20 protein-coding genes are annotated in these 25474 nt (G+C 46.5%); 4 read left to right on the forward strand and 16 right to left on the reverse strand.

All coding sequences use genetic code 11. The features are described 5' to 3' along the window. Window positions 1-211: 211 nt before the first annotated feature. The 3 genes from A4V09_RS17225 to A4V09_RS17235 all read left to right on the forward strand — a co-directional run bounded on the left by A4V09_RS17225 (window position 212) and on the right by A4V09_RS17235 (window position 3601). Window positions 212-1294, forward strand: a complete 1083-nt coding sequence (locus tag A4V09_RS17225; protein WP_065543421.1) for a DnaD domain protein — start codon at window positions 212-214, stop codon at window positions 1292-1294. A gap of 120 nt (window positions 1295-1414) precedes the next feature. Then, window positions 1415-2404, forward strand: coding sequence for an ATP-binding protein (locus A4V09_RS17230; RefSeq protein ID WP_065543422.1), 990 nt, complete (start codon window positions 1415-1417; stop codon window positions 2402-2404). Window positions 2405-2407: 3 nt separating this feature from the next. Further along, window positions 2408-3601, forward strand: a complete 1194-nt coding sequence (locus A4V09_RS17235) for a ribose-phosphate pyrophosphokinase (RefSeq protein WP_065543423.1) — start codon at window positions 2408-2410, stop codon at window positions 3599-3601. Between the two features lie 63 nt (window positions 3602-3664). Here the strand turns inward: A4V09_RS17235 and A4V09_RS17240 are convergent, their stop codons facing one another. The 13 genes from A4V09_RS17240 to A4V09_RS17300 form a co-directional block, all read right to left on the reverse strand. Continuing rightward, the gene (locus A4V09_RS17240) at window positions 3665-3793 is read right to left on the reverse strand and encodes a hypothetical protein (RefSeq protein ID WP_242963855.1); all 129 of its coding nucleotides are present in this window, start codon (window positions 3791-3793) and stop codon (window positions 3665-3667) included. After that, entirely contained in the window at window positions 3786-4220 is a 435-nt protein-coding gene (locus tag A4V09_RS17245) for a beta-galactosidase trimerization domain-containing protein (RefSeq protein ID WP_065543424.1), read from the reverse strand. Before A4V09_RS17245 ends, A4V09_RS17240 begins: the two co-directional genes overlap by 8 nt. Before the next feature lie 206 nt (window positions 4221-4426). Continuing rightward, the gene (locus A4V09_RS17250) at window positions 4427-6004 is read right to left on the reverse strand and encodes an ATP-binding protein (protein WP_065543425.1); all 1578 of its coding nucleotides are present in this window, start codon (window positions 6002-6004) and stop codon (window positions 4427-4429) included. Window positions 6005-6010: 6 nt separating this feature from the next. Next, window positions 6011-7066, reverse strand: coding sequence for a metallophosphoesterase family protein (locus tag A4V09_RS17255; RefSeq protein WP_065543426.1), 1056 nt, complete (start codon window positions 7064-7066; stop codon window positions 6011-6013). Window positions 7067-7080: 14 nt separating this feature from the next. Continuing rightward, window positions 7081-8472 carry an asparagine--tRNA ligase gene (asnS, locus tag A4V09_RS17260; protein WP_065543427.1) on the reverse strand — a complete coding sequence of 464 codons (1392 nt, stop codon included), beginning with the start codon at window positions 8470-8472 and terminating at the stop codon, window positions 7081-7083. 129 nt (window positions 8473-8601) lie between these two features. Next, window positions 8602-10842, reverse strand: a complete 2241-nt coding sequence (locus A4V09_RS17265) for a beta-propeller domain-containing protein (protein ID WP_065543428.1) — start codon at window positions 10840-10842, stop codon at window positions 8602-8604. A gap of 17 nt (window positions 10843-10859) precedes the next feature. Next, complete coding sequence (locus A4V09_RS17270; protein WP_065544843.1) at window positions 10860-11360, reverse strand: RNA polymerase sigma factor; 501 nt, start codon at window positions 11358-11360, stop codon at window positions 10860-10862. A 273-nt stretch (window positions 11361-11633) separates the two neighbouring features. Continuing rightward, window positions 11634-13421, reverse strand: coding sequence for an FAD-dependent oxidoreductase (locus tag A4V09_RS17275; protein ID WP_065543429.1), 1788 nt, complete (start codon window positions 13419-13421; stop codon window positions 11634-11636). A gap of 9 nt (window positions 13422-13430) precedes the next feature. Then, window positions 13431-14267 (reverse strand): carbohydrate ABC transporter permease, encoded by an 837-nt coding sequence (locus A4V09_RS17280; protein WP_065543430.1) that lies wholly within the window; start codon window positions 14265-14267, stop codon window positions 13431-13433. Window positions 14268-14280: 13 nt separating this feature from the next. Continuing rightward, window positions 14281-15171 (reverse strand): carbohydrate ABC transporter permease, encoded by an 891-nt coding sequence (locus A4V09_RS17285; RefSeq protein WP_065543431.1) that lies wholly within the window; start codon window positions 15169-15171, stop codon window positions 14281-14283. Window positions 15172-15239: 68 nt separating this feature from the next. Next, complete coding sequence (locus tag A4V09_RS17290; RefSeq protein WP_065543432.1) at window positions 15240-16565, reverse strand: ABC transporter substrate-binding protein; 1326 nt, start codon at window positions 16563-16565, stop codon at window positions 15240-15242. Between the two features lie 234 nt (window positions 16566-16799). Then, on the reverse strand, window positions 16800-17879 hold the full coding sequence (locus tag A4V09_RS17295) for a response regulator transcription factor (RefSeq protein WP_065543433.1): 1080 nt from the start codon (window positions 17877-17879) through the stop codon (window positions 16800-16802). Further along, window positions 17876-19618, reverse strand: coding sequence for a cache domain-containing sensor histidine kinase (locus tag A4V09_RS17300; protein WP_162291117.1), 1743 nt, complete (start codon window positions 19616-19618; stop codon window positions 17876-17878). The genes A4V09_RS17295 and A4V09_RS17300 overlap by 4 nt, the downstream gene beginning before the upstream one ends. A 127-nt stretch (window positions 19619-19745) precedes the next feature. Here A4V09_RS17300 and A4V09_RS17305 point away from each other — a divergent pair, with 127 nt between their 5' ends. Further along, window positions 19746-19910, forward strand: a complete 165-nt coding sequence (locus A4V09_RS17305) for a helix-turn-helix transcriptional regulator (protein ID WP_084043646.1) — start codon at window positions 19746-19748, stop codon at window positions 19908-19910. A 358-nt stretch (window positions 19911-20268) separates the two neighbouring features. Here A4V09_RS17305 and A4V09_RS17310 read toward each other — a convergent pair whose 3' ends face one another. The 3 genes from A4V09_RS17310 to A4V09_RS17320 all read right to left on the reverse strand — a co-directional run bounded on the left by A4V09_RS17310 (window position 20269) and on the right by A4V09_RS17320 (window position 25320). Beyond that, window positions 20269-21453, reverse strand: a complete 1185-nt coding sequence (locus A4V09_RS17310) for an aminopeptidase (protein WP_330396456.1) — start codon at window positions 21451-21453, stop codon at window positions 20269-20271. An 80-nt stretch (window positions 21454-21533) separates the two neighbouring features. Next, entirely contained in the window at window positions 21534-23993 is a 2460-nt protein-coding gene (locus tag A4V09_RS17315; RefSeq protein ID WP_065543435.1) for a hypothetical protein, read from the reverse strand. A 94-nt stretch (window positions 23994-24087) separates the two neighbouring features. Next, window positions 24088-25320: a class I SAM-dependent methyltransferase gene (locus A4V09_RS17320; protein WP_242963856.1), complete on the reverse strand. Its 1233-nt coding sequence runs from the start codon at window positions 25318-25320 to the stop codon at window positions 24088-24090. Between the last annotated feature and the right edge of the window lie 154 nt (window positions 25321-25474).

The raw sequence follows: 25474 nt of genomic DNA on the forward strand, positions 1-25474 counted from the left end.
AGGCCTCTGCTAAAAAATGCTTATTCTCTTTTCAAAAGTTATATGTTATACTTACAAAAGACGGGGAAACACTGACTTGGGCGGACCTTTTTGACATGTCTGTGCCTGGCGTACACGAAAAGATGTTTTCCTGTTTGTTATGCCGGAATCTTTTCGGCTTACTGTAATTTAGATCATCAAACACGCTCTGGAATAGAAAAGGATGTTAGACATGGGACAGTTCATCATACACAATGATTTTCCCGGAGACTTTACGCTTGTCTCCAACTATTTTCTGGATACTTATATGCCGCAGGCCAACGGAGAGTTTGTCAAAATATATCTCTGGCTTCTGCGCAGCGCTTCCGTATCCGGCGCCGCTCTGGAGCTGTCATCTATTGCCGATATCTTTAACTGTACGGAAAATGATGTGCTCCGCGCATTGAAATACTGGAAAAACACAGGCGTCCTTGATGTAACCTTCGACGGGCGCGGGAATTTAAAAGAACTCCGGCTGCGTTCCCTCACAGGCGGAGCAAAAGCTGCGCCGCCAAAGGCACCCCAGGCTCCATCCGTTAAAGCACTGGCTGAAACTGTACCCGAAACTGCCGCCTCCAGGGAAAAAAGCCAGACTTCTGAACCCAAGACCCTGTCCCCCGACAAAGTAAAAGAACTGTCCGGCAGGGATGACGTGATCGAACTTCTGTTTATTGCAGAACAATATCTGGGGAAAACCCTGACTCCCACGGAGATCAATAAGCTCCTCTTTTTTTACGAAGAGCTTCATTTCTCAAAGGATTTGATGGAGTATTTGATCGAATACTGTGTATCCAAAGGAAGCCGCAGTATCCGTTATATTGAAAAAGTGGCGCTTGCCTGGGCGGAGGAGAATATTACCACCGTAAAGCAGGCAAAGCAGGAGACCAATACATATAATAAAAATTTCTTTGCTATCCTCAAGGCCTTCGGCATCAAAAACCGGAACCCTGTGGATGAAGAGACCCGTTATATGAATCTCTGGCTGAATGAGTACGCCTTCACACTGGATATCATATCCGCTGCCTGCAGCCGTACCGTCATTGCCACCGGCCACCCCAATTTCGCCTATGCGGATTCTATTCTGCATAATTGGCAGAAAAAGGGTGTCAAGCACCTGTCTGATATAGACAAGCTGGATGAAGACCGCATGCAGCAGAAAGCAGCCAAGGCGGAAAGCAGCACTCGTCCAAAACCGGCACCTTCCAAGAACAAATTCAACAATTTCCACCAACGCACCTACAATGTGGACGAACTGGAAAAACAATTACTGAAATAACGGAAACCACCCTTTGCAGGTTTTCCTTCGGCCCGGTCTTTGCCTGGCTGCCGAATGTTCTCTTACGGTCAGCACGGCAATTGCGAGGACCTGCTGCTTAGTTACCATAAGGAGGTCACTGTGTCGCTGAACAATTTCCAATACGACGCGCTGATGCGCGCATACAACGAGAAACAACTGAATCATAAGCATGAGCAGGATGAGCACATCCAACAGGCTTATGAGATGATTCCGCGTCTCCAGGAAATCGACGGAGAGATTGCGTCCCTGAGCCTGAAAAAGGCAAGGGCCCTGCTGCTCCCCTCACCGAAGGATGACTTTGACCTCTCTGCCGCCATTGGAGAGCTTTCCGAAGAACGGACTGCGCTTCTGCAGATCCACGGCTTTACGCCTGACTATCTGGAGCTGAAGTATGACTGCCCGTTCTGTAGGGACACGGGTTATGTAGAAAATCAAAAATGTTCCTGTTTTAAGAAAGCTGCTGTAGATTTACTGTATACACAGTCCAATATCAGGGAAATACTTGAAACAGAGAACTTTGAAAACTTTTCCTTGGAGTATTATCCACAGGATATCACAAACCCTGCCACAGGCCTCAGCGCACTGGAGACAGCCCAGGACGCAGTGGACAAGGCCTGGGATTTTATTGACCATTTCGGTGAGCATCCATGCGGCCTGTTCTTCTACGGCGACACAGGAGTGGGAAAGACCTACCTCTCCCATTGTATTGCCAAGGAACTCATTGACAGGGCATATTTTGTGCTGTATTTTTCATCCTTTGATCTCTTTGACCTGCTGGCAAAGAACACCTTCCAGAAGGATGCAGCGGCCTCTGATATAGCTGGTTTTATCTATGACTGTGACCTGCTCATCATTGACGATCTGGGGACCGAGCTTACCAACAATTTTGTGGCAAGCCAGCTTTTCTGCTGTATCAATGAACGTATTATGAACCATAAATCTACTATTATTTCCACCAACCTTGCCATGGAAGACTTTCTGGAGACGTATTCCGAGCGTATCTTCTCCAGGATTTCCAGCAATTATACCATGCTGAAGCTGATCGGAAATGATATAAGGATCCAAAAAAAACTTTTAGGAGGAAAGTAAAACATGTCACCAAAAGATGCAACTCCATTAGATTCCCTTCCCGTAGGCCGCCTTGGGATCATTCCACTGAAAAGCTGTGAAAAGCTGGGTTCCAGGGTTGATGACTACATTGTAAAATGGCGCAGGGACCGTGAACATCAGGAGAAAAACAACCTGGAGTTTGAAGGCTATGAGCGGGATTCCTATCTTGTCAAAGCACAGACCCCCCGCTTCGGTACCGGAGAGGCAAAGGGCATTCTGGGTGAGTCCGTACGCGGCGATGATATCTATATCATGGTGGATGTGTGCAACCACAGCCTCACCTATTCCCTCTGCGGACACCCTAACCACATGTCACCGGATGACCATTTCCAGGACCTCAAACGCATCATTGCTGCCATCGGCGGGAAGGCCAGACGTATTAATGTCATTATGCCGTTCCTCTATGAGAGCCGTCAGCACAAGCGCTCCGGCAGAGAATCTCTGGACTGCGCCATTGCCCTGCAGGAGTTAGTGAACATGGGTGTGGACAATATCATTACCTTTGATGCCCACGACCCCCGTGTGCAGAATTCCATCCCTCTGCAAGGCTTTGAGACTGTACAGCCATCCTACCAGTTCATCAAAGGACTTTTCAAGGTTGAACCTGACCTTGAGATAACCAATGGCAACACTATGGTGATCAGCCCCGATGCAGGCGGTACGGGACGTGCCATCTATCTGGCTAATGTACTGGGCGTGGACATGGGTATGTTCTACAAACGCCGTGATTACTCCACCATCATTGACGGCCGCAATCCCATCGTTGCACATGAATTTCTGGGCACGGATGTGGCAGGCAAGAATATGATCATTATTGATGATATGATTTCCTCCGGCGACAGCATGCTGGAAGTTGCCGCACTTTTAAAGAGCAAGGGAGCTGGTAAGATTTTCATGTGCTCCACCTTTGGACTCTTCACCAACGGAATGAAAAAATTCGACAAAGCCTTTGAGAGAGGTGAATTCCACAGACTGCTCACCACCAATCTGGTGTACCAGCCTGATGAGCTTCTGCAGAAAGAATATTATGTAAACTGTGATATGAGCAAATACATTGCTCTGCTCATTGACACTCTGAACCACGATGCCTCGATCAGCAAGCTGCTGAATCCGGTGGAGAGGATCAATAAGCTGATGGTAAAACATAAAAAACAGCTGGGAACCAAAGAAGCATAAAAAGAGAACAGGGATGGAACCGCAAGATGCGGATTTTGTCCCTGTTCTTTTAGTTTAGTAAAATCATACCTCTCGATATGAAATCCTCTCCAGCTCTATCATCTCATTATATTTGTCCTTCAGGATTCCGATCTCATCTTTTCCGGTATCCAGGTCTGCCTTTTTCAGGTTCCCCATTTTTACTTTATTCATGGATTTTATCAATTTCTGAACCGGATGGGTGATTGAACGTGAGATGAAAAAGGAAGCTGCATGTGCCGGATACAAGGAGTTTTCCTCCCCCTTTTACAAATGCAGCTATGATCTCTGCATATTTCCCATCCAGTTCTGCATGGTCCGGTAAGATCAGAAGCCTGGAATCCTCAAGAGAATTCTCCTTATTGACAAAATCAAAGGGAAGATGCAGTTCTGAGAGTACACGGTATACGCCTTCCTCGCTCATTCCCCCCAAAGACGGGTCCTCTGTCCCCGCCCTGGTTGGGATCAATACGGCAATCTCTCTGACCTTTTTGGTATCATACAGCCACGGCTCCATACGTTCGATCTGTTCAAAGATGTTTCCAATCCGTTTGTACACAGTAAGATCCAGCTTTCCGCAGGGATGCATCTGGTCACCCACACATACCCTTGCCCCGTTTGCAATGGCACGGAAGTATTCATATTCCAGGGCATTTTCATGCCGCAGGGAGCGCGCAGACCTGCTGAATAGTTACCTTTCGGTATCTTTTCTTGATTATAGAATTGTCCTGAAAATAAGTCAATTAGTTCCAATCAATTTTAAAAATATGATAAATTTTTTCCTTATTTTTGCAATATTTTCCTTCATTATTCCTGCAGGCGCACCATATGGAAGGGGATTCCCGCCTTTTCCAGAACCTCCGTCTCCCTCCTGTTACAGGTAAAAATAATGGTCTGTTCTTTCTCCGTATAAAGCCATCTGAGCGTCTCTGTCATACGTTCTTCATCGTACATGGCAAATACCTCATCCAGCAGAAGCGGCATAGGTTCCTCGCTGCAGAAGATATCTCCCACCGCCATGCGAAGTGCCAGATACACCTGCTCTATGGTTCCCTGGCTGGCCATAAAAAGAGGAACATGGCGCTCTTCTGTGAACAGGTCGATTTTCAGCTCCTCATCTATGGAGACTTTTTTGTATTTCCCCCCTGTCATGGTGCAGAAAATATCCGAGATACGTTTTTTCAATGTTTCCCCCACAGACTCCTGCGCCGATACGGACAGGCTCTGTATGGTCACTGCTGCAAGCTCTATGCCGCGTATCTCCTCCATTTCCGCCCGGTCCGAGATTCCTGCCATCTGAAGTTCTGAAAGCTCTTCCTGCAGGTTGGATAACCTGGTTCTTTTTTCCTGAAGCTGGGCTGTGAGCAGACGGACGCTGTCATTGGTTATACTCTCTTTTTGGGAATTGCCGGAAGTATTGTCCGAAACAGGCTGTCCAGCATGCTTCGTATCCTCTTCCGTTTCTGCTTTCTTGAAAGCAGTTGATATATATACCAGAAACAGAGACACTGCTATGAGTATACACACAGCAGATATACTGGCTGCCTTCCAGCCGGCTAAACACAAAAGGATCCCCCAGACAATAACATCACCCAGAAGGACAGCCGGAACCGCCTTTTTCCAGTTCCATGCTGCTCCTGCCCCCTTTTTCTTATGGGCATTTTGCCTGCTCGGATTTTCCTGTCTCAGTACTTCCTGTTCTGCTTTTTCCCTTTTCCGCTCCTCCAAAAGTTTTTGTCCCAGTTCTTCTGTCTCCCGCTCAAGATAGGCGATTTCATACTTTATCTTCTTCCCCTCTGCCTCCTGCTGCTGTTCTCTCGTCTGCATGCGGTTTTGCCACTCTTTCTTTTTCTCCTTCAGAAGCAAAAGCGCCCTGTCAAGATTCAGTTTTCCGTCACCGCTCTCCTGATAGTTGCTTAGATAGTTCCTCAGCTCCAGTAGCAGAGCATCCCCGGTACGGCTCTTCATCTGGCCTATGGATACCGTATTTTCGTATACCGTATCACTGATGCCGCCCAGCAGCATCTCCAGGTCCCCGTCCATCACAGACAAAAGTTCCCCGTCGCTTTCACAGACCAGCTTTGTCCCTTCTTCTCCTCTCCTGAAATCACGTTCCAGCCTGAACGCTTTGCCGCCGCAGGAAAAACGCAGGCTTCCCTCATACCAGGAGGGATGCTCCCAGGGAGTATAGCGGGTGTAGGAATCTGTCCTGGCCGCCCGGCCCCTCATTTTTCTCATGCCGAATAACATGCCCTGGATAAAGGCATGGAGCGTACTTTTTCCGCTTTCATTTTCCCCATATATAATATTGATGCCTTCTTTAAGCCGTATGGAACGGTTCCGGAATCTGCCGAAATTTTTTAAAATAAGCTCACGGATCATCATAGAACGTTACTCCTCCCTTGAAGCCATCAGAGCCTCCATGCCGTATGCGAAGGCCTTCTCCTCCGTGGCGGAAAGCTCCCTGCCGCTGAACCGTTTTACATAGGCCTCGATCAGGCTTCCCCTGTACTGACGCATGAGAGCTTCCTTATCATAGACTGTATGGCTCCGGTCCACGGCCTCGCGCACATTTCCAAGCTTCATAAGGCGTTCCATGTCAAACTCTGTGCCCATGGCGTGCTCACCCTTTATCAGGATCCGGTACAGGTTATTCCTGCCCTTCTCCTCCATGAGTCTGGCAAGTGCCTGCTCAAGGGAAAACTGTGTGGTGCTCTCCTTTGCCTTTACAGACAGAAGAATATAGGAACGGATGGCGGCCGGAACAAATTCGATTCTGGTCCCCCCATTGCTGCAAATACCTTTTATATATCCATGGGGACCCAGATCATTTTTATCTATGGGTTCCAATGCCCCTGCATAGGCCATTTTGTCCTTTGCCAGAACCTCCGGTTTGTGTATATGGCCCAGGGCAATATAAGAAAACCCGGACCGTTCCAGTAAGGATCTGTCAAAAGGGATATGTGTCCTGTCACCCCCATGTGCCAGCAGGATTTCCAGGGGCTGACGTCTCTGGGGCCTGATATGGTGGTATAAAGGGTCCGTGATCTCTTTCCTGTCATAGCTTATCCCGTAAACCGCAGTGCCAAGATCCGGAAATTCCACGCAGGGCTCCTGCTCTCCCCACAGACAGAACACATTTTCTGCCCACGGAAACCGCCGATAGCAGGATTCCCGCTTCAGATAGTCATGGTTTCCCGCTATCAGTACCACCTTTGTATCCGGTATCGTTGAAAACAGATAATTTACTTCCTTTAATTCTTTCATTAGAGGCTGTCTGTGAAACAAGTCCCCTGCAATCAGAAACAGGCCGGCTTTTTCATCGCCGACCTGTCTTATCAATCTTCGGAAACTGTCCCATATCTCCCGGCCCCTTTCTTTACTCCAGGGAAAACCTTTGTCAGGCTCTGCACCCAGATGTATGTCAGCGGCATGAAAAAATTTCATGGGTTCTCCTTTTTTTATAAATCACAGTTGTTTACAGTTCTCGGGAACGGAAGGACGTCGCGGATGTTCTGCATACCTGTCAGGTACATCACGCAACGGTCAAATCCAAGACCAAATCCTGAATGACGGGTGGAACCGTATTTGCGCAAATCCAGATAGAAATCATAATCCGCCTCATCCAAGCCCAACTCCGCCATACGGGATTTCAGCTTGTCATAGGAATCCTCTCTCTGGCTGCCGCCAATGATCTCACCGATGCCGGGAACCAGGCAGTCCATGGCTGCTACTGTCTTGTTGTCATCGTTCTGTTTCATATAGAAGGCTTTGATCTCCTTCGGGTAATCGGTGACAAATACAGGACGTTTGTATACCTGCTCCGTCAGGTAGCGCTCATGCTCCGTCTGCAGATCACAGCCCCAGAACACTTTGTATTCAAACTTATCATTTACTTTTTCCAGTATCTCAATTGCCTCTGTATAGGTAACATGTCCAAATTCAGAATTTTTCACAAGTTCCAGACGCTCCAAGAGCCCCTTGTCTATAAAGGAGTTGAAAAACTGCATTTCCTCAGGAGCATTCTCCAGCACATACTGAATGATATATTTCAGCATGGCTTCTGCCAGTTCCATGTTATCCTCCAAATCCGCAAATGCCATCTCGGGCTCGATCATCCAGAATTCTGCCGCGTGGCGTGTGGTGTTGGAATTTTCCGCACGGAAGGTTGGTCCGAATGTATAAATATTGCGGAACGCCTGGGCATAAGTCTCACCGTTTAGCTGTCCGCTCACTGTCAGGCTGGTCTCTTTTTTAAAGAAATCCTTGCTGTAATCCACTTTTCCCTCCGGAGTTCTCGGAAGGTTCTCCATATCCAGTGTAGTGACGCGGAACATTTCACCAGCACCTTCACAGTCGCTGCCCGTGATCAGTGGGGTGTGCACATAGACAAAGCCCCTCTCCTGGAAGAACTGATGAACAGCAAACGCGATCATGGAGCGCACACGGAACACTGCCTGGAAGGTATTGGTTCTCGGACGCAGATGGGAGATGGTGCGCAGGTATTCCATGGAGTGGCGCTTTTTCTGCAGCGGATAGTCTGCAGCGGAATCCCCTTCCACAGTGATCTCCTCTGCCTGGATCTCAAAAGGCTGCTTTGCCTGGGGTGTTGCGACCAGGGTACCTTTTACAATAATGGCAGCGCCTACATTTAACTTGCAGATATCCTGGAAATTATCCATGCTGTCATGGTAAACTACCTGAAGTGTCTCGAAAAAGCTTCCGTCATGGAGTACAACGAAGCCGAATGTCTTGGAATCGCGGACACTTCTTACCCATCCGCCCACAGTCACCTGTTTGTCCAGGTGCTGCTCTTTGTCCCTGTAAATTTCTTTTACTGTTGTAAGCTGCATATTTATTCTCCTTTATTTGCCGGTCCGGTGACCGTAAAGTATCAATTTATAAAAAGCGGGGTGGATTTTTTATCCACTCCACTTTAGTATATCTCATTGTTTCCTGCTATGCAAGGGGTATTTGGCGCTCTACCACTCCAGATTTCCGCAGTTTTCGTACTCTTTTTCCCGGTCAAAAGCACTGATTCCGCTGCTGCCGCACAGGTAGAATGTATTGCCGATGTAAATACCGCGCACGCACGCCAGTTCGTCCCCGGAACTGTCCATCCATTTGCTTATGCTCTGATACAAAAGCTTCTGGAATCCCTCCTCCGGGTTATAGGTGAAGACTCCGTAATATCCCTGCAGTTCATAGTAATTTCTGTCATATACTCCCGCACTGAACCCCAGAATATTCTCTTCAGGGTCAATGAGAATTGACCTGTAGTCCTCCATAGCCTGGCAGAAATCCACATTTTTCAGCACCATCTTGTCAATCTCCTTAACGTCTGCCGGATTAGAAATATCGAACATGGAGAGCTTCAGCCCTTTCTGTTCTCCTGTATCCGGGTCCGTCTCCCAGCCGATTCCCAGCAGCTTATTCTCCCCGTAAAAGTGCAGGTATTCGGAAAATCCCGTGATCTTCAGCTCACCCAGGATCTTCGGGTCTGCCGGGTCTGAAAGGTCAACGGAAAACAGGGGGTCCATCTGCCGGTATGTGACAAAGTAGCCGGTATTCCCCATAAACCTGGAGGAATATATCTGCTCCCCTTTTGCCAGGTCTTCCACTTTGCCTGTCATCTTCAGCTTATCATCCAGCACATACAGGCTGTTGCTCATGCTGCCTCCCCACCAGCCGTTATTGTATCTGGTGGCTACCACCCTCAGATAGCCGTCATATTCATCCATAGAAAATGTATCGTTAATACTCCCGTTCACTTCGCCTGCTGCCCTTGCCTGTATCTCACCGTCTTTATAGGAGAACCGCACGATCCGGGTCCGCATCTCCTCACCGCTGTAATCCTCCCCGAAAATGTAAATGCTCTCCCTGCTCACATAACACCTGCCGGATGCCCCGATCAGGGATTTGCTCTGCTGTATCTTATCCGGTTTCTCCAGGTTCACAGAGGAGATCACCAATTGCCCGTTCTCCATCTGCGGCACAGCCGGATAGAGCACATCACTGCTGTCCAGAAGCTCCTTGTTCACGGAAGGTACATAGAGCCTCGGATCTGCCTCCTGCGTATCTTCCCTGTATGCAGGATAGAACTGGGAGAAAAGATACACATAATTTCCTACTTTTCTGGTGGAATAATATCCCCCGTCCTGTTCCGCCGTGCCCTTCAGAGTTATTTTGCTCTTATCTGTGATATCATATGTGTACAGACGGATAAACTCCCTGCTGTTCACCATATATGTCTCGTCCCCCTGCCATTCCAGGCCCGAATCATATCCGCTGGTGACTACGCAGAGTGTATTGCCATCCACATACATCTCCTGTATGGAATCCGTCAAATCCTCCAGTGATGTCTGGCCTGCAACAGACATTTCGCCTCCATGGGCAGATACAATGCGGAGCGTACCGGAACGTGTCAGCGTATAGATATAGGTGCCGTCTGTCTTGACAATGTCCCCTTCGTCCACACCTTCTGTGCGGACGTTGGTGGAGGAATGTCCTGCCCCTCCGTCTGCCGTGTAGCCTGCTGTGTTACTTGCGGACTCCTCCGCACCGGCATCCTCCATAACCGCTTTCTCCTCACTTTTTGCAGTAGTGCTGCTGTCAGACTGCGCTGCGCCGTCTCCGGTATCTGCCATCCGCTTCTGCTCCCATTCCTTCCGGGCATTTTCTGTCTCCGTATATATTTGTTCATACAGCTCTTCGTAGCTGCTCCCGGCAATATATCCCTCTGCCGTTTCTTTGTCCTCTGATTTCTTCTCCGGTGCCGCCTCATCTGCTTTTTCCGTACCTTTGGAGTCTTTTGGTTCTGCTCCCATATCCCCGCCGGAAGCATCCCCGTCTTCTGCCCCGGTATCTTGTTTCGCTGCCTCAGAAGAAGTATCCATGGACTGGGCACTATCCGCTTTGTTCTCGCTTCTGTAGTTCAGATTCATAAGAGGCATGAGGTTTACCGCGGCGATCACCAGGATCACACAGGCTGCGGCCACCCCGGCAGTCTTCCGGTAACGGAACGCAAAGTCCGCGGCGGCATCTCTCCATTTCCCGTTTCTGCCCTTCGAGTTTTTCCCCTGCTCCAGCAAGCTGTCCAGGTTCTCAGGGTTCAGGCTCTCGGGGATTTTCTCCTTGTCCGCAGACTCCCTGATCTTCTGTATGATTTCATGCCGGTTGTTCTCGTCCTGCATCTGATTCTCATTGAAATTCTCATCCTTCATATTCTTCGCCTCCCTTCTCACTGTAATATCTCTTCCATTTTCTTCAGCGCTCTGTTAATCCTTGAGCGCACGGTATTGTGGTTTTTATGTAGGATAAGGCCGATCTCCTTGCTCTTGTAGCCTCCGAAGACCTGCATGGCTACAATGAAACGCTCCTCATCGCTGAGGGAGAAAAATGCCTCCCGCACCTGCATGTCCCGGTCCAGATCTCCCCGCACGCTCCCCTCCTGTTCATACAGCGGCTCCGTCTTCCTGGTATACTCCTTCAATTTCCGTTTGCATTTATTTGACAGGATCTTAAAGATCCAGCCCTTAAAGGCCTCACTGTCCCTCAGCTTCGTGATCTCCGCATAGGCATCTGCCACTGTCTCCGCCACCGCATCCTGGGCATCCTCCGGGTTCTTAAGTACATATAACGCAAAACGGTACAAATCCTGATAAACTGCCTGATATAACTCGGCAAACGCTTCTTTGCTGCCCTGCCTTGCCTCATACGCCAACTGCTTACAGTCCGTCATGCCGCCACCTCTCTTTCTCTTTCCTATGTTCCTTCTTATCTGTACACGGCATCCCTCATGCCGGTTGTTCCCTTTTATTATATAAATATAGTGTTCTGTTTGCATCCTTTTGTTGCATTCGGATTTAAAAAATTTCTATTACTATTTACAGCCCAGGGGTATCCCGGCAGCGATTAATAAAGTTGAACGAAAAAAAACCGATGGTTTGGACTGGATTTCGTCCGCACCACCGGTTTTTTTTTGGCAAGCCGCCCTCTGAACAGCAGCTATTTTTTATGCTTCATATGCCCTTACTTCAAATATTTTTGCTGACTTGCACTCCCATGTCTGATAGACCTCTATTCTGATCGTATCAGCCTCTGCATTTGGGAAATGCATACAGAATCTCTGGTGATTTTCTGTTTCTTCTTCTTCCCAGATACTGTTTCCATTTTTGAGGGCCTGGATTTTATAGTGTTTTACCAGAGATTTTGGTATTCCGGGTATCTGTTTTTCACGGATAGTCCGGGACAGGGAGGTTTCTATCTCTGTAGTCAGGTCAGTGTCGAATTTGAGATGGATCTCTGCCAGTTTTTTCACACTTTTCAGACGGATTTCCAACCACTGAGGCTGACTGATGATTTCTTCTGATATCCACTGGTGTATTTCGTTCCCTTCATTTCTCTGATGCCCATCACGGATTTTTTCCGCTGCTCCTTCCGGGGTTTCTGAGGAATATAGAATTTCTTCTGCCCCTTTTACCAAATCATCGGAATCTTTATGAAGGAATCCCGGGAGATAGCAGTCATCTCTCATGAGCTGTTTTTGGAGTTCATTTATATAATCCATTCCGAGCTGTCTTGGGGTACAGTGTTTTTTTACAGCCATTGCCGCCGCAGTTCCTGCCGCCTGGCCGCCTGCCGCACAGGTCGCCATAACCCGGGTGGAACCGAATGCCATATGCGTTGTGCTGATATTTCTTCCCGCCATCATCAGATTCGGGATATCTTTGGAATAAAAACACCGGTAAGGAATCGTATAAATATTCTCCAGCGCAATGTACTTTGTGGGGTCGCCGCCAAACAAAAAGCCCTGAGGCGGATGCATATCCATAGGCCAGCCGCCGTAGGCAACCGTATCCTCAAACACCCGGCCTTCCAGCAGGTCCTGTTCTCTCAGAATATAATCGCCTTCAATCCTTCTGCTCTCCCGCTTTCCCGGAAGGAACTGCACCCAGTCAAGAGCATAATTTTCAGCTCCATGGTCTCCCTTATTTTTAATGTGATCCCAGACACCGTACAGTGTTTTCAATAGTTCATCCCGGATTTCTTCGGCATCATCAATTGTATTTTGTGTTCCTCCCAGTTCAATCCACCAATATCCGGATTCAATATCATAATTCTGCATTTTTGAACAGTAATCACTGTGGCCTCTGTATGCCAGGTCTTCCTCGCTGTATTCATAAGCCCATTGCGGCCTCTTGAAAGGCACAGGTTTTCCCATATCCACAGCTCTGAACATAAGAGAATTACCCATAGTGCCTGTATCCGGCTCATCCAGCGCATAAGTTTCCCCGAATTCTGCTCTGCCTTCTCTGCCCTGTCTTACAGACGCACCTGCCCTGGCCCCGATCATACCGTCGCCTGTGCAGTCCATGTAAAGATTTCCTTCCAGCATGAATTCCTTTTCTGTGGTGAGCTGATGCGCTTTCAGATTCAGAATCCTGCCGTCTGCAGTCTCTACATCTGTCACTCTTGTGTTCAGGTATAGTTCTAACTTCTCCTCCTGTCTGACCTTCTCCCATAACACCGTGTCGAATATGGAGAATGAGTGCTGCGGATTCCTGGAACGGTTTTCCAGTAGAATTTCTTCCAGGATTCCTGTCTCCCGGGCATTTTCCCGGTGGCCATGATGAGTGGCACCACAGATATGCATCCTGATTTCTGAACTGGCATTACCGCCCAGTACCGGTCTATCCTGAATCAGTGCCGTGCAGGCACCTGTCCTGGCACTGGCAATGGCTGCACAGACTCCTGCCATCCCTCCGCCCACTACAATCACTTCATAAATCTTTTTTTCCATTACGCCACCTTATCCTTTCACGCTTCCGCTTGTCAGTCCTTCTATAAAATATTTCTGTCCTAAAATAAACACCAGGATTATGGGGATCAATGCCACGGTAGCAGCCGCCATAACCAGATTGTCCTGCGAAAATCCTGATTCATCAATAAAGTTTGTAAGACCCACTGTCAAAGTATACAATTTGCTGTCTGTCAGGAAAATCAGCGGTGCTTCATAATCATTCCACCTCCATACAAAGTTCAGAATAACCACAGTGGACATGGCCGGTTTTGCAAGCGGCAGTACCAGGCGGGAAAAAATCCCAAATTCACCCAGCCCTTCCACCTTGCCGGCTTCTATGATTTCATCAGGTACATCCAGAAAATACTGACGCATCAGGAAAGTTCCAAGTGGTGTAAACAGTCTTGGTAAGATCAGTGCCCATAAAGTGTTAAAAATCCCCATTTCTTTAAACAGGATAAACTGCGGCACCATCAGTACCTGGAATGGCACCATCATGGTGATCAGATACAGCAGGAAGAGCTGGTCTCTGAATCTGAATTTCATCTTTGCGAACGCATATCCCGCCATAGATGATGTGATAACAGTTCCCAATACAGATACTACTGTGGTGACTGTTGTGTTTTTCAAATATGTAAGGAATGACGGATCCTGTTCAAACAGCACTTGCCTGTAATTTTTCAATGACATATTTCCCGATAAGAATCTGGGAGGAAAATCGTAAATCTCGTTTAAAGGCTTAAAGGAACAGAACAGCATCCAGATAAACGGGAATAAGACAGCCAGTGCAAAAGCAAACATGATCATTGTAAGAATTGTTTTCTGTGTTTTTTGTTTTTTTGTCATTGTCCTCTCCTCCCTACATATCTTCTTCATATCTGCGCTGTACTTTCCACTGGAACAATGTCACCAGAAAAATAATCAGCAGCAGGAACCATGCCATAGACGAAGCATATCCCATCTTGTGATACCTGAAACCAGACAGATAGATGTAATGTGCCAGAACCGTGGTAGAATTGCCCGGTCCTCCGCCTGTCATGATATTGATCTGCCCGAACACCTGAAAAGACCCGATGATATTGGTGATCAGAAGGAAGAAAGTGGTATTACGGAGCATAGGCACTGTGATAAACCGAAAAAGCTGAACAGAAGAAGCCCCGTCAATCTCAGCCGCTTCATACAGACTTTTTGATACCGACTGCAGCCCTGACATATAGATAATGGTGTTATAACCCAGCCCCATCCAGATTCCTACGATAATTACAGCAGGGAGTGCCCATTTAGGATCTCCCAGCCATCCCGGAGGGTTAGCTATGCCCAGATTTCTCAGAAAATTATTAAGAATACCCTGTGATGGATTTAAGATCAGCATCCAGATTACAGATATGGCTACTACACTGGCAATATAGGGAATAAAAATCATAACCCTGATGGCAGTCCTGCAATAGACCTTATCATTGAGTATAGTTGCCAGTACAATACTGAATCCTAATATAATGGGAATCGTCACTACTGTATAAATCAGGTTATTCTTAAGCGCCGCCCAGAACCATTCATCACTGAACATTTGAATGAAATTATCCAGCCCTACAAATTTACTGTTGGCAAATCCCTGGAAAATATTGAAGTCTGTAAATGCCACAACAAGGGATACCAGCACGGGGATTAAAATAAACACCAGAAATCCGATAAAGTTAGGGGCAATGAACAGATATGGCGCTAAATTCAATTTTTTCTTTTTTGTTTTCATCTTCTGCCTCCTTCATAAATCAGGCTGCATGACAGAGAACCTGCATTCCCCACCATGCAGCCGACTTTTTACTGCGCTGACTGAAGCGCTTTGTCTGCCCGCTCTTTCAGATTTTTGTAATAATCTTCCTCACTTGTGACTCCCAGGAAATAGTTCTGTGATTCTTCTTTGTAAATCTGTGTAATTTCTGAAAGGGCCGTTGTCTTTGTCGGCACAATATATTTGAAATCATCTCTCAGCATTACTTTCTTATATGCCTCTACATCAAACCTTTCTTCCGGATTTTCTCCCAGGATTTTTGCTACAATCTCATCTTCTGCAGCCCCTGACCAGGCCGGCATTTTGGCGATGTACCTGGAGCCCTCTGTGATCCAGAATTTTATGAACTCCCATGCCTCCTCTTTGTTCCTGCTCTGGCTGTTCATGCAGATGGTATTATTATTTTCTGACTGGTAAGGATTGGGGGTTCCGTCATCTGTACTCGGGAAAGGTGCAAAGGTTGTCACGAAGTCATGAGGGAAATTCTCCTTATCATTCACATAACGGAGCATCCAGGCTGAAAACGGCATCATGGCAATTTCTCCGGAAAGGAACGCCGGATGAGAGTAGACATCCAGTTTTCTTGAGAAAATTTCTTCATACGGCATGGCGATTCCCTCATCCATCATGGCTTTAAACTTGGTATTGATCTGATACTCTTTTGCATCAAAGTTAGTTTCTGTATCTGATTTGTAGAATTCATCTCCGCCCAGAATAGATCTGGCAATAGACAGCGGACCGCCGCCCCAGTACACATTACAGCCATACACTTTCTTGCCGTCCACTTCACCTGTAAGCTGCCGGGCAACCTCTTCATAATCACTGATCGTCCAGTTCTCCGGTATGGTGACTCCTTTGGCATCCAGCATATCTTTATTGATCATGATACCTGTAGGTTCTGTCACAGTGGGGATACCATAGATTTTGTTGTTCACCCGGAGAAACGATTCTTCGCCGCCCAGAATATTCTCATCCACAAATTCCTTTGCGCCGAGATTTTCCAAATCTTCCAACATGCCGCTGGAAGCCCTTTTTACCATCAAATCAGGCGAATACGTGAAAAATATATCTATCTGCTCTCCTGACTGAAGTGCTGTATCCAGCTTCGTATTTCCTGTATCATCATTGACAAAGCGTACATATTCCGCCTGTGCTTCCGGGTGCTGTTTATTCCAGTCTTCTACGATCTTATCCGGTCCGTCTTCTCCGGGAACCCCGCCCCACACTACCAGCTGTTTCGTTTCTGTTGTTTCGCTCCCCTTACCTTGGGAAGCTTGTGACTGATTACCGCAGCCGGCCAGAGCAGAGGCTGCCAGAATGCCTGCCATTACCAGACTTATACTTTTCATCTTCATATCTCATTCTCCTTTTATTTATATTTGGTAAGTTTTCAGTACTGTTTTCTTTACCTCATCTGATACTCTGATTATAAATAAAATATTTTGTTTCCAACAGAAAATAAATTGTCAGTTTTTTTTAGTATTTTTCTCTCACGTATGGATTTACAATTTTTTGTCGTTTTTTATCGAAATCTTGTTCAAATAAAGAGCCCGGTTTTATGCCGGACTCTTTCGATATTTTTTCATTTATCATCTGGGTACCTGGCCCCCGGATATCTTTTTCTGAAAAGCTTTTGGAGACATACCTGTAAGATTCTTAAATATCCGGGTAAAATAAGCCCCATTGGAATACCCTACCCGCTCTGCAGTCTCCTGCATGGTGATTCTTTGTTCCTTCAGCAAATCCTTTGCTTTTTCCACTCTTATCTTATTGAGATATTCGCAGAAGCCCTCCCCCATTACTCTTTTAAAATATCTGGAAAAATAGGATTCACTCATCCCGACATGTTCTGCAACTTCCCCCAGTTTCAAATTTTTCTTATAATTCAGGTCCATGTATTCCAATGCTGCCCGTATTCCCGTATCGTAACTTTTTCTTTTTTCTTCTTCTATCCGTTCCTTCATCTCAGATGCCAGATTCAGAATTTCTTTTTCCAGCTCTTCCTGCGCTGCCGCCTGCTTCAGAGCCCGCTCCAGTTTACCTGCCAGATAGTCTTTTTCATAGATACCATACTTTTTGCCTGCACTGGCAAACACGCCAACGATCTCTTCCCATTCTGTGCTCTTTCTCCAGGCGGTTCCCAGAACCCGGGACTCCGTGAAAATTCCTCTGAGTATCTTCCACAGTTCTTCCTTTGTCTCGTATTCCAGTCCCCTGCGCAGTCTGGCCTCGGATTCTGCCCGAAAGAACAACGGCAGACTCTCTTCCTTCTCATGGGAATCTTCCTGCCTGTCTTTCACAAATGTCTGTGCCCTTCGTATGACGGATGTCAGTTCATCCGTACTCATAGTCAGCTTCGGAATATAATCCACCGCTTTGTTGAATTTCATGGCTTCCCGAACACACTCCATATCATTAACACAGCTTAAAACAATATTAACTGTATGAGGACTGATAACACTCACCCTTTTCAAAAGTTCGAGCCCGTCCATTTTCGGCATTCTGATATCTGTAAGCAGAATATCAATTGGATTGCTTTCAATTATTTCCATAGCCTGCTGTCCATCTCCAGCTTCAAATACCTGGTCTACTCCCAGTTCCTGCCACGGAATGCTCATGCTGATTCCTTTACGCACCAGGACTTCATCATCTGCGATCACTACTTTCATAGCATTTCCTCCCCCATCTTCAACATCATCTGTATTCTGGTTCCTCTGCCTTCTTCTGATACGATTTCAAATCTGCTGTCTCTGTAATAAAGTTCCATTCTCTCTTTTACATTGACTACCCCAATATTTCCCGTTGTACCATTTCCATTTAAAATCTCACAGATTCTTTCCTCACTGATTCCCTCTCCGTTGTCTTCCACAGATATGACAGCCTCATCATCTGTCTGCCCGGCCCGAATCCATATTTCACCTCTGTCTTCCTTCTCACGGATTCCATGGATAATACTGTTTTCTACCAAGGGCTGCAATATCAGAACAGGTACTTCCAGTTTGAGAAGTTTTTCATCAATCTCATAAAAAACATCGAATATATTGCCATACCTCATTTTCTGCAGCTCCACATAATGTTTCAGACAGGTCAGTTCCTCTTCCAGCGTGACACAATCCTTCGTTTTCCCAAGGGAATATTCCAGAATATGTCCAAGAGATTCAATCATACGCTCGGCTGTAGGCGCCGATTCGATAATACAGAGCCACTTTATCCCATTCAGAGTATTAAACAAAAAGTGGGGCTGTATCTGAGTCTGAAGTGCCAGCAGCCTGCATTCCTCCTTTTCTCTGGTGATTCTCCGGTTTTCCTCAAACAAAACCTTCAGTTTCGTACTCATGTTATTAAAATCATCATAAATCTGATGTACTTCTATATTCTTTTCCCTGTTTTCAATTGTAATAAAGTTTCCTTTTCTTACCTGTTTCATGGCTGCACCCAGCCTGGTCAGCGATTTTCCTATTTTATTTGCTGTATAATTATCTACCAGGATCAACAGGGCCAGACAGATAAGATTACTCAGATATGTAAAATTCCGGTAATAGTTTAGCTTTGCGAATACCTCATTATAGGGAACGATCTGTATCAGTTTCCATCCCGTCTTCTCCACAGAATTCTGCAGAAAAATAAATCTCTTGTTTCCCATGCGCAGGTCCTGTATGTCTTCCCCGGACTCTGCTTTTTCCATCAGGCGGCTGTAAACTTCTCTGGTAAAGGTTTGTAACTTCTGGCCTCTGCCCGCTTCTGTGTTATCGTTGGTATACTCCAACACCAGATTTCCTTCTTCATCTACAAGATAGCGTTCCGTATCATTCAAATCACTGTCCTGCCGGAGCAATTTTGTCAGATAACGGTCCTGATAGATTTCTATACAGAGTGTTCCTGTCCTATTTCCATTCCGGTCATACAGGTTCCTGGACATTCCCAGTACAGGTTCCTCAGAAGTCCTTTCCGGAAATACTTTCCACAGAAAATATGTTTGATTGATAATCGTTTCTTTATTCCACGCTTTTCTGAATTCAGCCTTTTCGTTTTGTTCTGTACCCAATGTACTGTATATTCTCCCATAGTTGTCATATAAACATATGGCAGCATTGTAACGGTACAAATAAACTGCATTCATATTAGAAAGAGCAGCAATAACCTCAGACTTTTTTTGTATACTGCTGTCTTTCTCTTTAATAATCTCCATAATATTTTCATCTACTGCCGCCACACTTGAAACCTTCAGAATATCATCCAGCATATCCTCTGTATCCCGCGTGATTTCTTCCAACTGCCGCTTGCTTTGCAGCAGAAGCTGTTCTTTTACAGTATCCCTGATATACAGATATCCAATCCAGGGTATAACGATCATGGGGATCAATGTTGATAAAATAATAGTGTATAGCAGTTGTTTTTTTATAGTCATATGAATTTTACACCCCGTTTTCATATTAGCAGAATCAATATTGTTATGCAATGTAGTGATGATGGTAATTTTTAACTTACCGCATCTGCAGTAACCGTCCCCCCCGTACGAGAACAGCAACAGGAAAATGTCACAGATCAAACTTTCCCAGGAAGAGCTTGCCTTCGCAGTGGGAACCACAAGACAGACCATTACATCTATTCAGGTGGGAAAATATACCGCCTCCCTGGTCCTGGCCTATAAAATAGCACATTATTTCGGGCTTACCGTTGAGGAAGTTTTTGATTTTTAGATATGGGCATTGCTGATAGATAAGGAGGTTAAAGATTATGGAAAAATATAAAAAGACATTACCGTACCCCCACTGCTCATCACATCTTTAACCATGATATTTGGAGGTATTATCGGCGGATATTTTAATATCGTCATTTTTTACACCCTTTTAGCTGCCGGCACATGTCAGATGCTGCTGGGTATCTGCTTTAAATTTTATTATCTCCATAAGCTGTAAAACGCGCAGGTTTGTCTTATTGCCAAGCGCTGAGAAATATTAAATGGATAGACATAAAAAAATATGGGATATCTGATCTAAACTTTAAAAGTCTAAATTGGATATCCCACTTCTCTTATTTCGCTTCTTTTCTATTTCCCTACCTGAGGTTCTCCGGGTTCAGTCCTTCCAGCTCAGGCACCACAAAGCGTCCGTCCTTCCGTATGAGCACATCGTCAAAATAAATTTCCCCTCCGCCGTACTCCGGTCTCTGGATCAGTACCAAATCCCAGTGGATAGCTGATACATTTCCATTCCAGGCATCATCATAGCAGCTTCCCGGTGTAAAATGAATAGAGCCCTGTATCTTTTCATCAAACAGGATATCCTTCATGGGGTGAAGGATAAAGGGATTCACCCCTATGGCAAATTCCCCCACATAACGCGCGCCCTCATCCATATCAAAGATTCCATTGATGCGCTCCGTGTCATTGGCCTCTGCCTTCACGATCTTTCCATTTTCAAATGTGAGTGTCACATTCTCGAATACAAACCCCTGATAGGAGGAGGCTGCATTGTAACGGATGGTACCGTTGACAGATTCGCGGACCGGTGCTGTAAACACCTCGCCGTCAGGGATATTGCTCTCACCACTGCATGGGACCGCCGGTATATCCTTAATGGAGAAAGTCAGGTCTGTGCCCGGGGCTGTGATCCGTACCCGGTCAGTGCGCTGCATATACTCCACCAGATTCTCCATAGCCCTGCCCATTCTGCTGTAATCCAGTGTGCATACATCAAAGTAAAAATCTTCAAAAGCTTCCGTGCTGGTACCGGATAACTGCGCCATAGCATCATTGGGATAGCGCAGAACCACCCATTTTGTCTTTGCGACTCTCACCTCATGGTGTACCGGGGTATTATAGTATTTATCATAGACAGCCATGTTTTCTTTTGGAACATCGGACAGCTCTGTAATGTTGTCCGCGCCCCTGACTCCAATATAGCAGTCCATGGCCTCCATCTCTTCCCTGTCCACCTTTGCCATAAGTTCGATCTGCTCTTTGGTACAGTTAAGCAGCATCTCCCTCTGGACTTTCGGGTCCGTAAAGTGGGGGAAGGGCATCCCGCCCGCCCGGTATACTTCCCGGATAAGCTGTTTCGCAAGCTCAGTGGTAGAATAGCCCGTATAATGGATATAGACCTTTTCACCCTTCTGCACATGGCAGGAGTGATTTACTAGTCCGTACGCAAGTTTCTTAATTCTCTCATCCATAACTGTCATCCTGCTTTCCCGTACTTTATCAGCATCTGCGTCACTGCCTTTCGGCAGCGGCTTGCGCATATCTGATGCTTTCCAAAAGCAATCTCAGACACACGAAAGAGTGCTGAACCGTAACGTTTTTCTTTTCCTTTCTGCCGGTTTTACTCCGGCAGGTTTTCTATATAACTGATGAATACATTCCCGGCTGCCCCGAAGTCCCTGGTACTGTCACCTAAACCTTTATACTCTGTCTTTCCGTCCGCCGGATTATAAAGTAGGGTATTATAACCGTCATACCCAACAATGACACGGCTGTCATTCTCTCCCAGTGACACAATGACCGGTCTCTGGGCACTGACCTGGTAAAGTACCTGTTCCAGAGTGCATCCTGTCAGGTTCAGCACGGTCCCCCCATTCCCCAGACTCTCCTGTAGGGCTGCGGTGTCAAGGCTGGCTGTCTTAAAGCCTTCCGGAATATCATCCAGGTTCAACGTCACTTTAGTCTTCTGGTTTCCTCTCTCCCACACATACTGCTGGGAACGGTTCAGCACAACACCTGTCATCTCGTCAGCCACCTGCACTGCCTGAGCCGGGCTGCTGTAAAGATCCACCAGACTGCCCTTTGCGTAGACATAGTATCCATCCCTGACTGACTCTTTCAAATCCATGTTCAGTACCGTATCATTCTTATTTACCATAAGCTTTGATTCCATCCTGAGCGGATTTTTATTCCTGCTGTCCTCGGAAAATATCAGCCTTGTGATATTTGCCTGCCGCACAGTTGTGGCGGTTGCAACGGAGATCACTTCATCCTCTGCGTTCTTCACATTGTTCATAATATGCTCACTGGGGATCTCTGTGTACTGGTCCACATTCCACTGGGCCTGTTTCAGCTCCAGAAGCCCCTGCTGGATATCCACATCCATAATATAGACTCCATCCTGCTGGTAATCCTTCACCAGTTCCCCGGAGAATTTCTGGATCCTTATATTATGCATGGCATATCGAAGGCCTCCTGTGGCATCCACCACAATATCCCCGTCCCTGGCCACGCCATAGACCAAATCCTCATTGATAAATCCAAAGGCCCTTATCTTTGTCCCCTGGTCCGCAGTAATGCTCTGCTGCTTCCCGGTCTCCAAATCCATAAAAGTTATATGGGTAGTCTGAAGCGGATCCATCTCCTCCATCCACGCCACATGCCGGTTGGTACCGGACGCTGCAAAACAGTCCTCTGCAATTCCTTCCTTGACAACTTCGTAGGTTTTATCTGACATGTTCATCTTGTACAGGCTGCCGTCCAGCATAAGATACAGCAGATCATCCGTGCTTACATAAGAAAGGATTTCCACATCCCGCTTCATAAATTCATAGGATTTGGTGGTGGGCAGGAAAAATTTTTCCTCCAGCACATTCTGTTCGCTGTAATAGTGATATACGCATGTGCCGGTATATCCCTCATGTTCTCCGCGGTTCATGTATCCGTAGAAAACAAAATCCATGTCCCCGTTCTCCTCCACACGCACAATCTTAAAATCATGCATAGGGTAGTCATATCTGTCATCCGCATCCTGCCCTTCCCGGAAACTGAAAACCTGCGTCAACTTGTTGGTGCTGGTATTGTATGACCACAGATCCCCCTGCTGTACAAAAGCCAGAACACTTCCAGCCTGGCTGGCCGCAAACTGGACAGACTTTGAGGTAACACCCAGGTTGATCTTTCCTGAAAATACCGACACCTCATTGCCTGTAAAGATCTGCTTTGCAGACCGGTTAAAGTCCAGAAGCATAACTCTGGTGTCCCCATACCGCATACGATAGAACTCATCTACCTGATAAAACTCCTCATACCCTTCCTCATCCTTGGCTGTGATATAGTAAGTCAGGGTCAGGCTTCCTGTCGTCTCATTAATGTCCTTGATCGTAGGAACGCCTTTTCTGCTGATAGTCGGTGCCAGGCTTCCCCATGTGACCATATCCACGCTGGAATGAATGTCCACATTGGTAAAGCTGTTGTTCACCGCAGTGTCATCTGACTCCAGATAGGTCCTCAGCTCCCCGTTATTGTCTTTGCTGAAGGTCTTGGATGAAAAACTCTGTACAAACTCCAGGTATTTGTCAGCATTGAGGCCTGTACGCTGGATCACTCTTGTATAGTAATGCCAGGAACCTTTGTCCGTATTGAGGGTAAAGACCAGGGAATACTCCTGATTCATCAAAATGGAATTTTCCAGTTCAAACGTGGCAGTCTGTGCACTGCCGTTCTCCTCAAAATTCTTGATCTTGGCATTCTCCACCACTTTGCTTCCGTCCGAGGTTCTGACCTCATATACAAGACTTTTTATCTTATGGCCATATGGCAGGATGCTGACCGTCATTTTCTTGTCTGTTCCCACAGGGGTCAGGCTGTCCCTCATAAAGTCCACCTGCATCTCCTGTGCATAACCGTACATGCGGTTCATCTCCTGGTCTTTGTACATCATGGAGAGTACGGGAAGGGTGGCTTCCTCCATGTCCATCTTGTTGTCTGTTGTCTCCTTATTCATAAAACTGGAGAATCCCATAACACCCAGGATAAATATGAGCAGCAGGACTCCCAGCTTTGTCAATACTTTTTTCATCTATCGTTCCCTTCTAAGGTTACTATTCACAGTCACTGTTCCGGGAGGTGTTTCGCGAAGCAAAATCCCGAGTTGGCCAGCGCTAAAATGCAATTCATTGCATTTTGTGTGCATCGCGAATCGTGTTACTGTTCACAGAACTGCGCATTTTGCAGGGCTGTGGATAGTAACCTTCTAAGAACAACAGGGATGCAAGCGTGGGCTTTGCCTGAAATTCTTCCGCGCATTTTTCCCATGCCTGTCTCTGCTGTCTGCTGACTGTTTTGTTTTCATTTTTTACTGCACGAATAAGCAGATTCTTAGGTGTGTGCTCCACATCAATAAATTCCAGAATCTGCGTGTCATACCCTGCACTTTCCAGTATCTGCGCCCGAAGTCCGTCTGTGAGAATGGTGGCAAAGCGCTCCTTCAATATACCGTATCCCAGTACGGGCGCCAAAATGTCATTCTCAATCTGTCGGTTCAGTTCATGCTGGCAGCAAGGCACAGACAGGATCACTGAGGCACCCCACTTCACGGCTTTTGCCAGGGCATGATCCGTAGCCGTATCGCAGGCGTGCAGAGTCACAACCATATCCACATGGCTGCACCCTTCATAGGATGCGATATCTCCCTGATAAAAATGCAGTTTTTCGTAATGATATTTTTCCGCCAGACGGCTGCATGTTTCAATCACGTCGGCTTTCAGGTCCAGGCCTATCACCCGTATATCATAACCCTTCAGTTCATGCAGATAGTGGTACATGGCAAATGTAAGGTACGATTTACCGCACCCAAAATCAATAATATTCACTTCCCTGTCTTTCGGAAGCCTGGGGAGAATGTCCTCAATAAACTCCAGAAAGCGGTTGAGCTGCTTAAATTTATCATAACGGGCTTTCTTCACCCTGCCCGCTTCATTCATAATTCCTAAATCTATCAAATAGGGCACCGGCACACCTTCCTGCAGCAGATATTCCTTCTGCCTGTTGTGTGTCAGCATGGGAACAAATGCCTCCCTGCCCTGTGTTTTCTTTGTTTTGACGGTAAACTTACCCTTTTTACTGGCAAGAACCGTTCCCCGGATCCCCTTTGCCTCAAGCTGAAGCTGACGGAAATCCTGCTGCATCCAATTACTGATGAGACAGAGGACTTCAGCCCTCTGATGGTTTTCGTGAAGTTCTTTCTGTCCCACTGTTCTTGTTATCTGATACATAACCTGTCCTTTCAGTAATAAGGGACGTATCTGTATTTTAGACGGCCCCTCTTTTTGCCGGGGGCCGCTGATAATTAGTCTTATTAAATCTTCATTTATATATAAATCCAGAAATCTTTCCAGTTCTGTCATATTTTCTCTCCTAAACAGTATACGCAGTCTCTCATACAGTCAGCGCTGAAACGGGCCGACCTGCTGAACCGCTGCGGTATCATTACTATTGTAAAAGTTTTATGACAAAACCGCAAGCCCCAAGTGCAGTTTTCTTATGACTGCGCTGGCTGCC

Origin of the sequence: Blautia pseudococcoides (genome assembly GCF_001689125.2) — a bacterium.
Lineage (GTDB): Bacteria > Bacillota > Clostridia > Lachnospirales > Lachnospiraceae > Blautia > Blautia pseudococcoides.

Excerpts from the sequence above, each read along its gene's own strand:
- A4V09_RS17225 (WP_065543421.1), top strand. The coding sequence starts at position 212 with ATGGGACAGTTCATCATACACAATGATTTTCCCGGAGACTTTACGCTT.
- A4V09_RS17235 (WP_065543423.1), top strand. The coding sequence starts at position 2,408 with ATGTCACCAAAAGATGCAACTCCATTAGATTCCCTTCCCGTAGGCCGC.
- A4V09_RS17240 (WP_242963855.1), bottom strand. The coding sequence starts at position 3,793 with ATGAATAAAGTAAAAATGGGGAACCTGAAAAAGGCAGACCTGGATACC.
- A4V09_RS17250 (WP_065543425.1), bottom strand. The coding sequence starts at position 6,004 with ATGATGATCCGTGAGCTTATTTTAAAAAATTTCGGCAGATTCCGGAAC.
- A4V09_RS17255 (WP_065543426.1), bottom strand. The coding sequence starts at position 7,066 with ATGAAATTTTTTCATGCCGCTGACATACATCTGGGTGCAGAGCCTGAC.
- asnS (WP_065543427.1), bottom strand. The coding sequence starts at position 8,472 with ATGCAGCTTACAACAGTAAAAGAAATTTACAGGGACAAAGAGCAGCAC.
- A4V09_RS17265 (WP_065543428.1), bottom strand. The coding sequence starts at position 10,842 with ATGAAGGATGAGAATTTCAATGAGAATCAGATGCAGGACGAGAACAAC.
- A4V09_RS17270 (WP_065544843.1), bottom strand. The coding sequence starts at position 11,360 with ATGACGGACTGTAAGCAGTTGGCGTATGAGGCAAGGCAGGGCAGCAAA.
- A4V09_RS17275 (WP_065543429.1), bottom strand. The coding sequence starts at position 13,421 with ATGGAAAAAAAGATTTATGAAGTGATTGTAGTGGGCGGAGGGATGGCA.
- A4V09_RS17280 (WP_065543430.1), bottom strand. The coding sequence starts at position 14,267 with ATGACAAAAAAACAAAAAACACAGAAAACAATTCTTACAATGATCATG.
- A4V09_RS17285 (WP_065543431.1), bottom strand. The coding sequence starts at position 15,171 with ATGAAAACAAAAAAGAAAAAATTGAATTTAGCGCCATATCTGTTCATT.
- A4V09_RS17290 (WP_065543432.1), bottom strand. The coding sequence starts at position 16,565 with ATGAAGATGAAAAGTATAAGTCTGGTAATGGCAGGCATTCTGGCAGCC.
- A4V09_RS17295 (WP_065543433.1), bottom strand. The coding sequence starts at position 17,879 with ATGAAAGTAGTGATCGCAGATGATGAAGTCCTGGTGCGTAAAGGAATC.
- A4V09_RS17300 (WP_162291117.1), bottom strand. The coding sequence starts at position 19,618 with ATGACTATAAAAAAACAACTGCTATACACTATTATTTTATCAACATTG.
- A4V09_RS17305 (WP_084043646.1), top strand. The coding sequence starts at position 19,746 with ATGTCACAGATCAAACTTTCCCAGGAAGAGCTTGCCTTCGCAGTGGGA.
- A4V09_RS17310 (WP_330396456.1), bottom strand. The coding sequence starts at position 21,453 with ATGCGCAAGCCGCTGCCGAAAGGCAGTGACGCAGATGCTGATAAAGTA.
- A4V09_RS17315 (WP_065543435.1), bottom strand. The coding sequence starts at position 23,993 with ATGAAAAAAGTATTGACAAAGCTGGGAGTCCTGCTGCTCATATTTATC.
- A4V09_RS17320 (WP_242963856.1), bottom strand. The coding sequence starts at position 25,320 with ATGACAGAACTGGAAAGATTTCTGGATTTATATATAAATGAAGATTTA.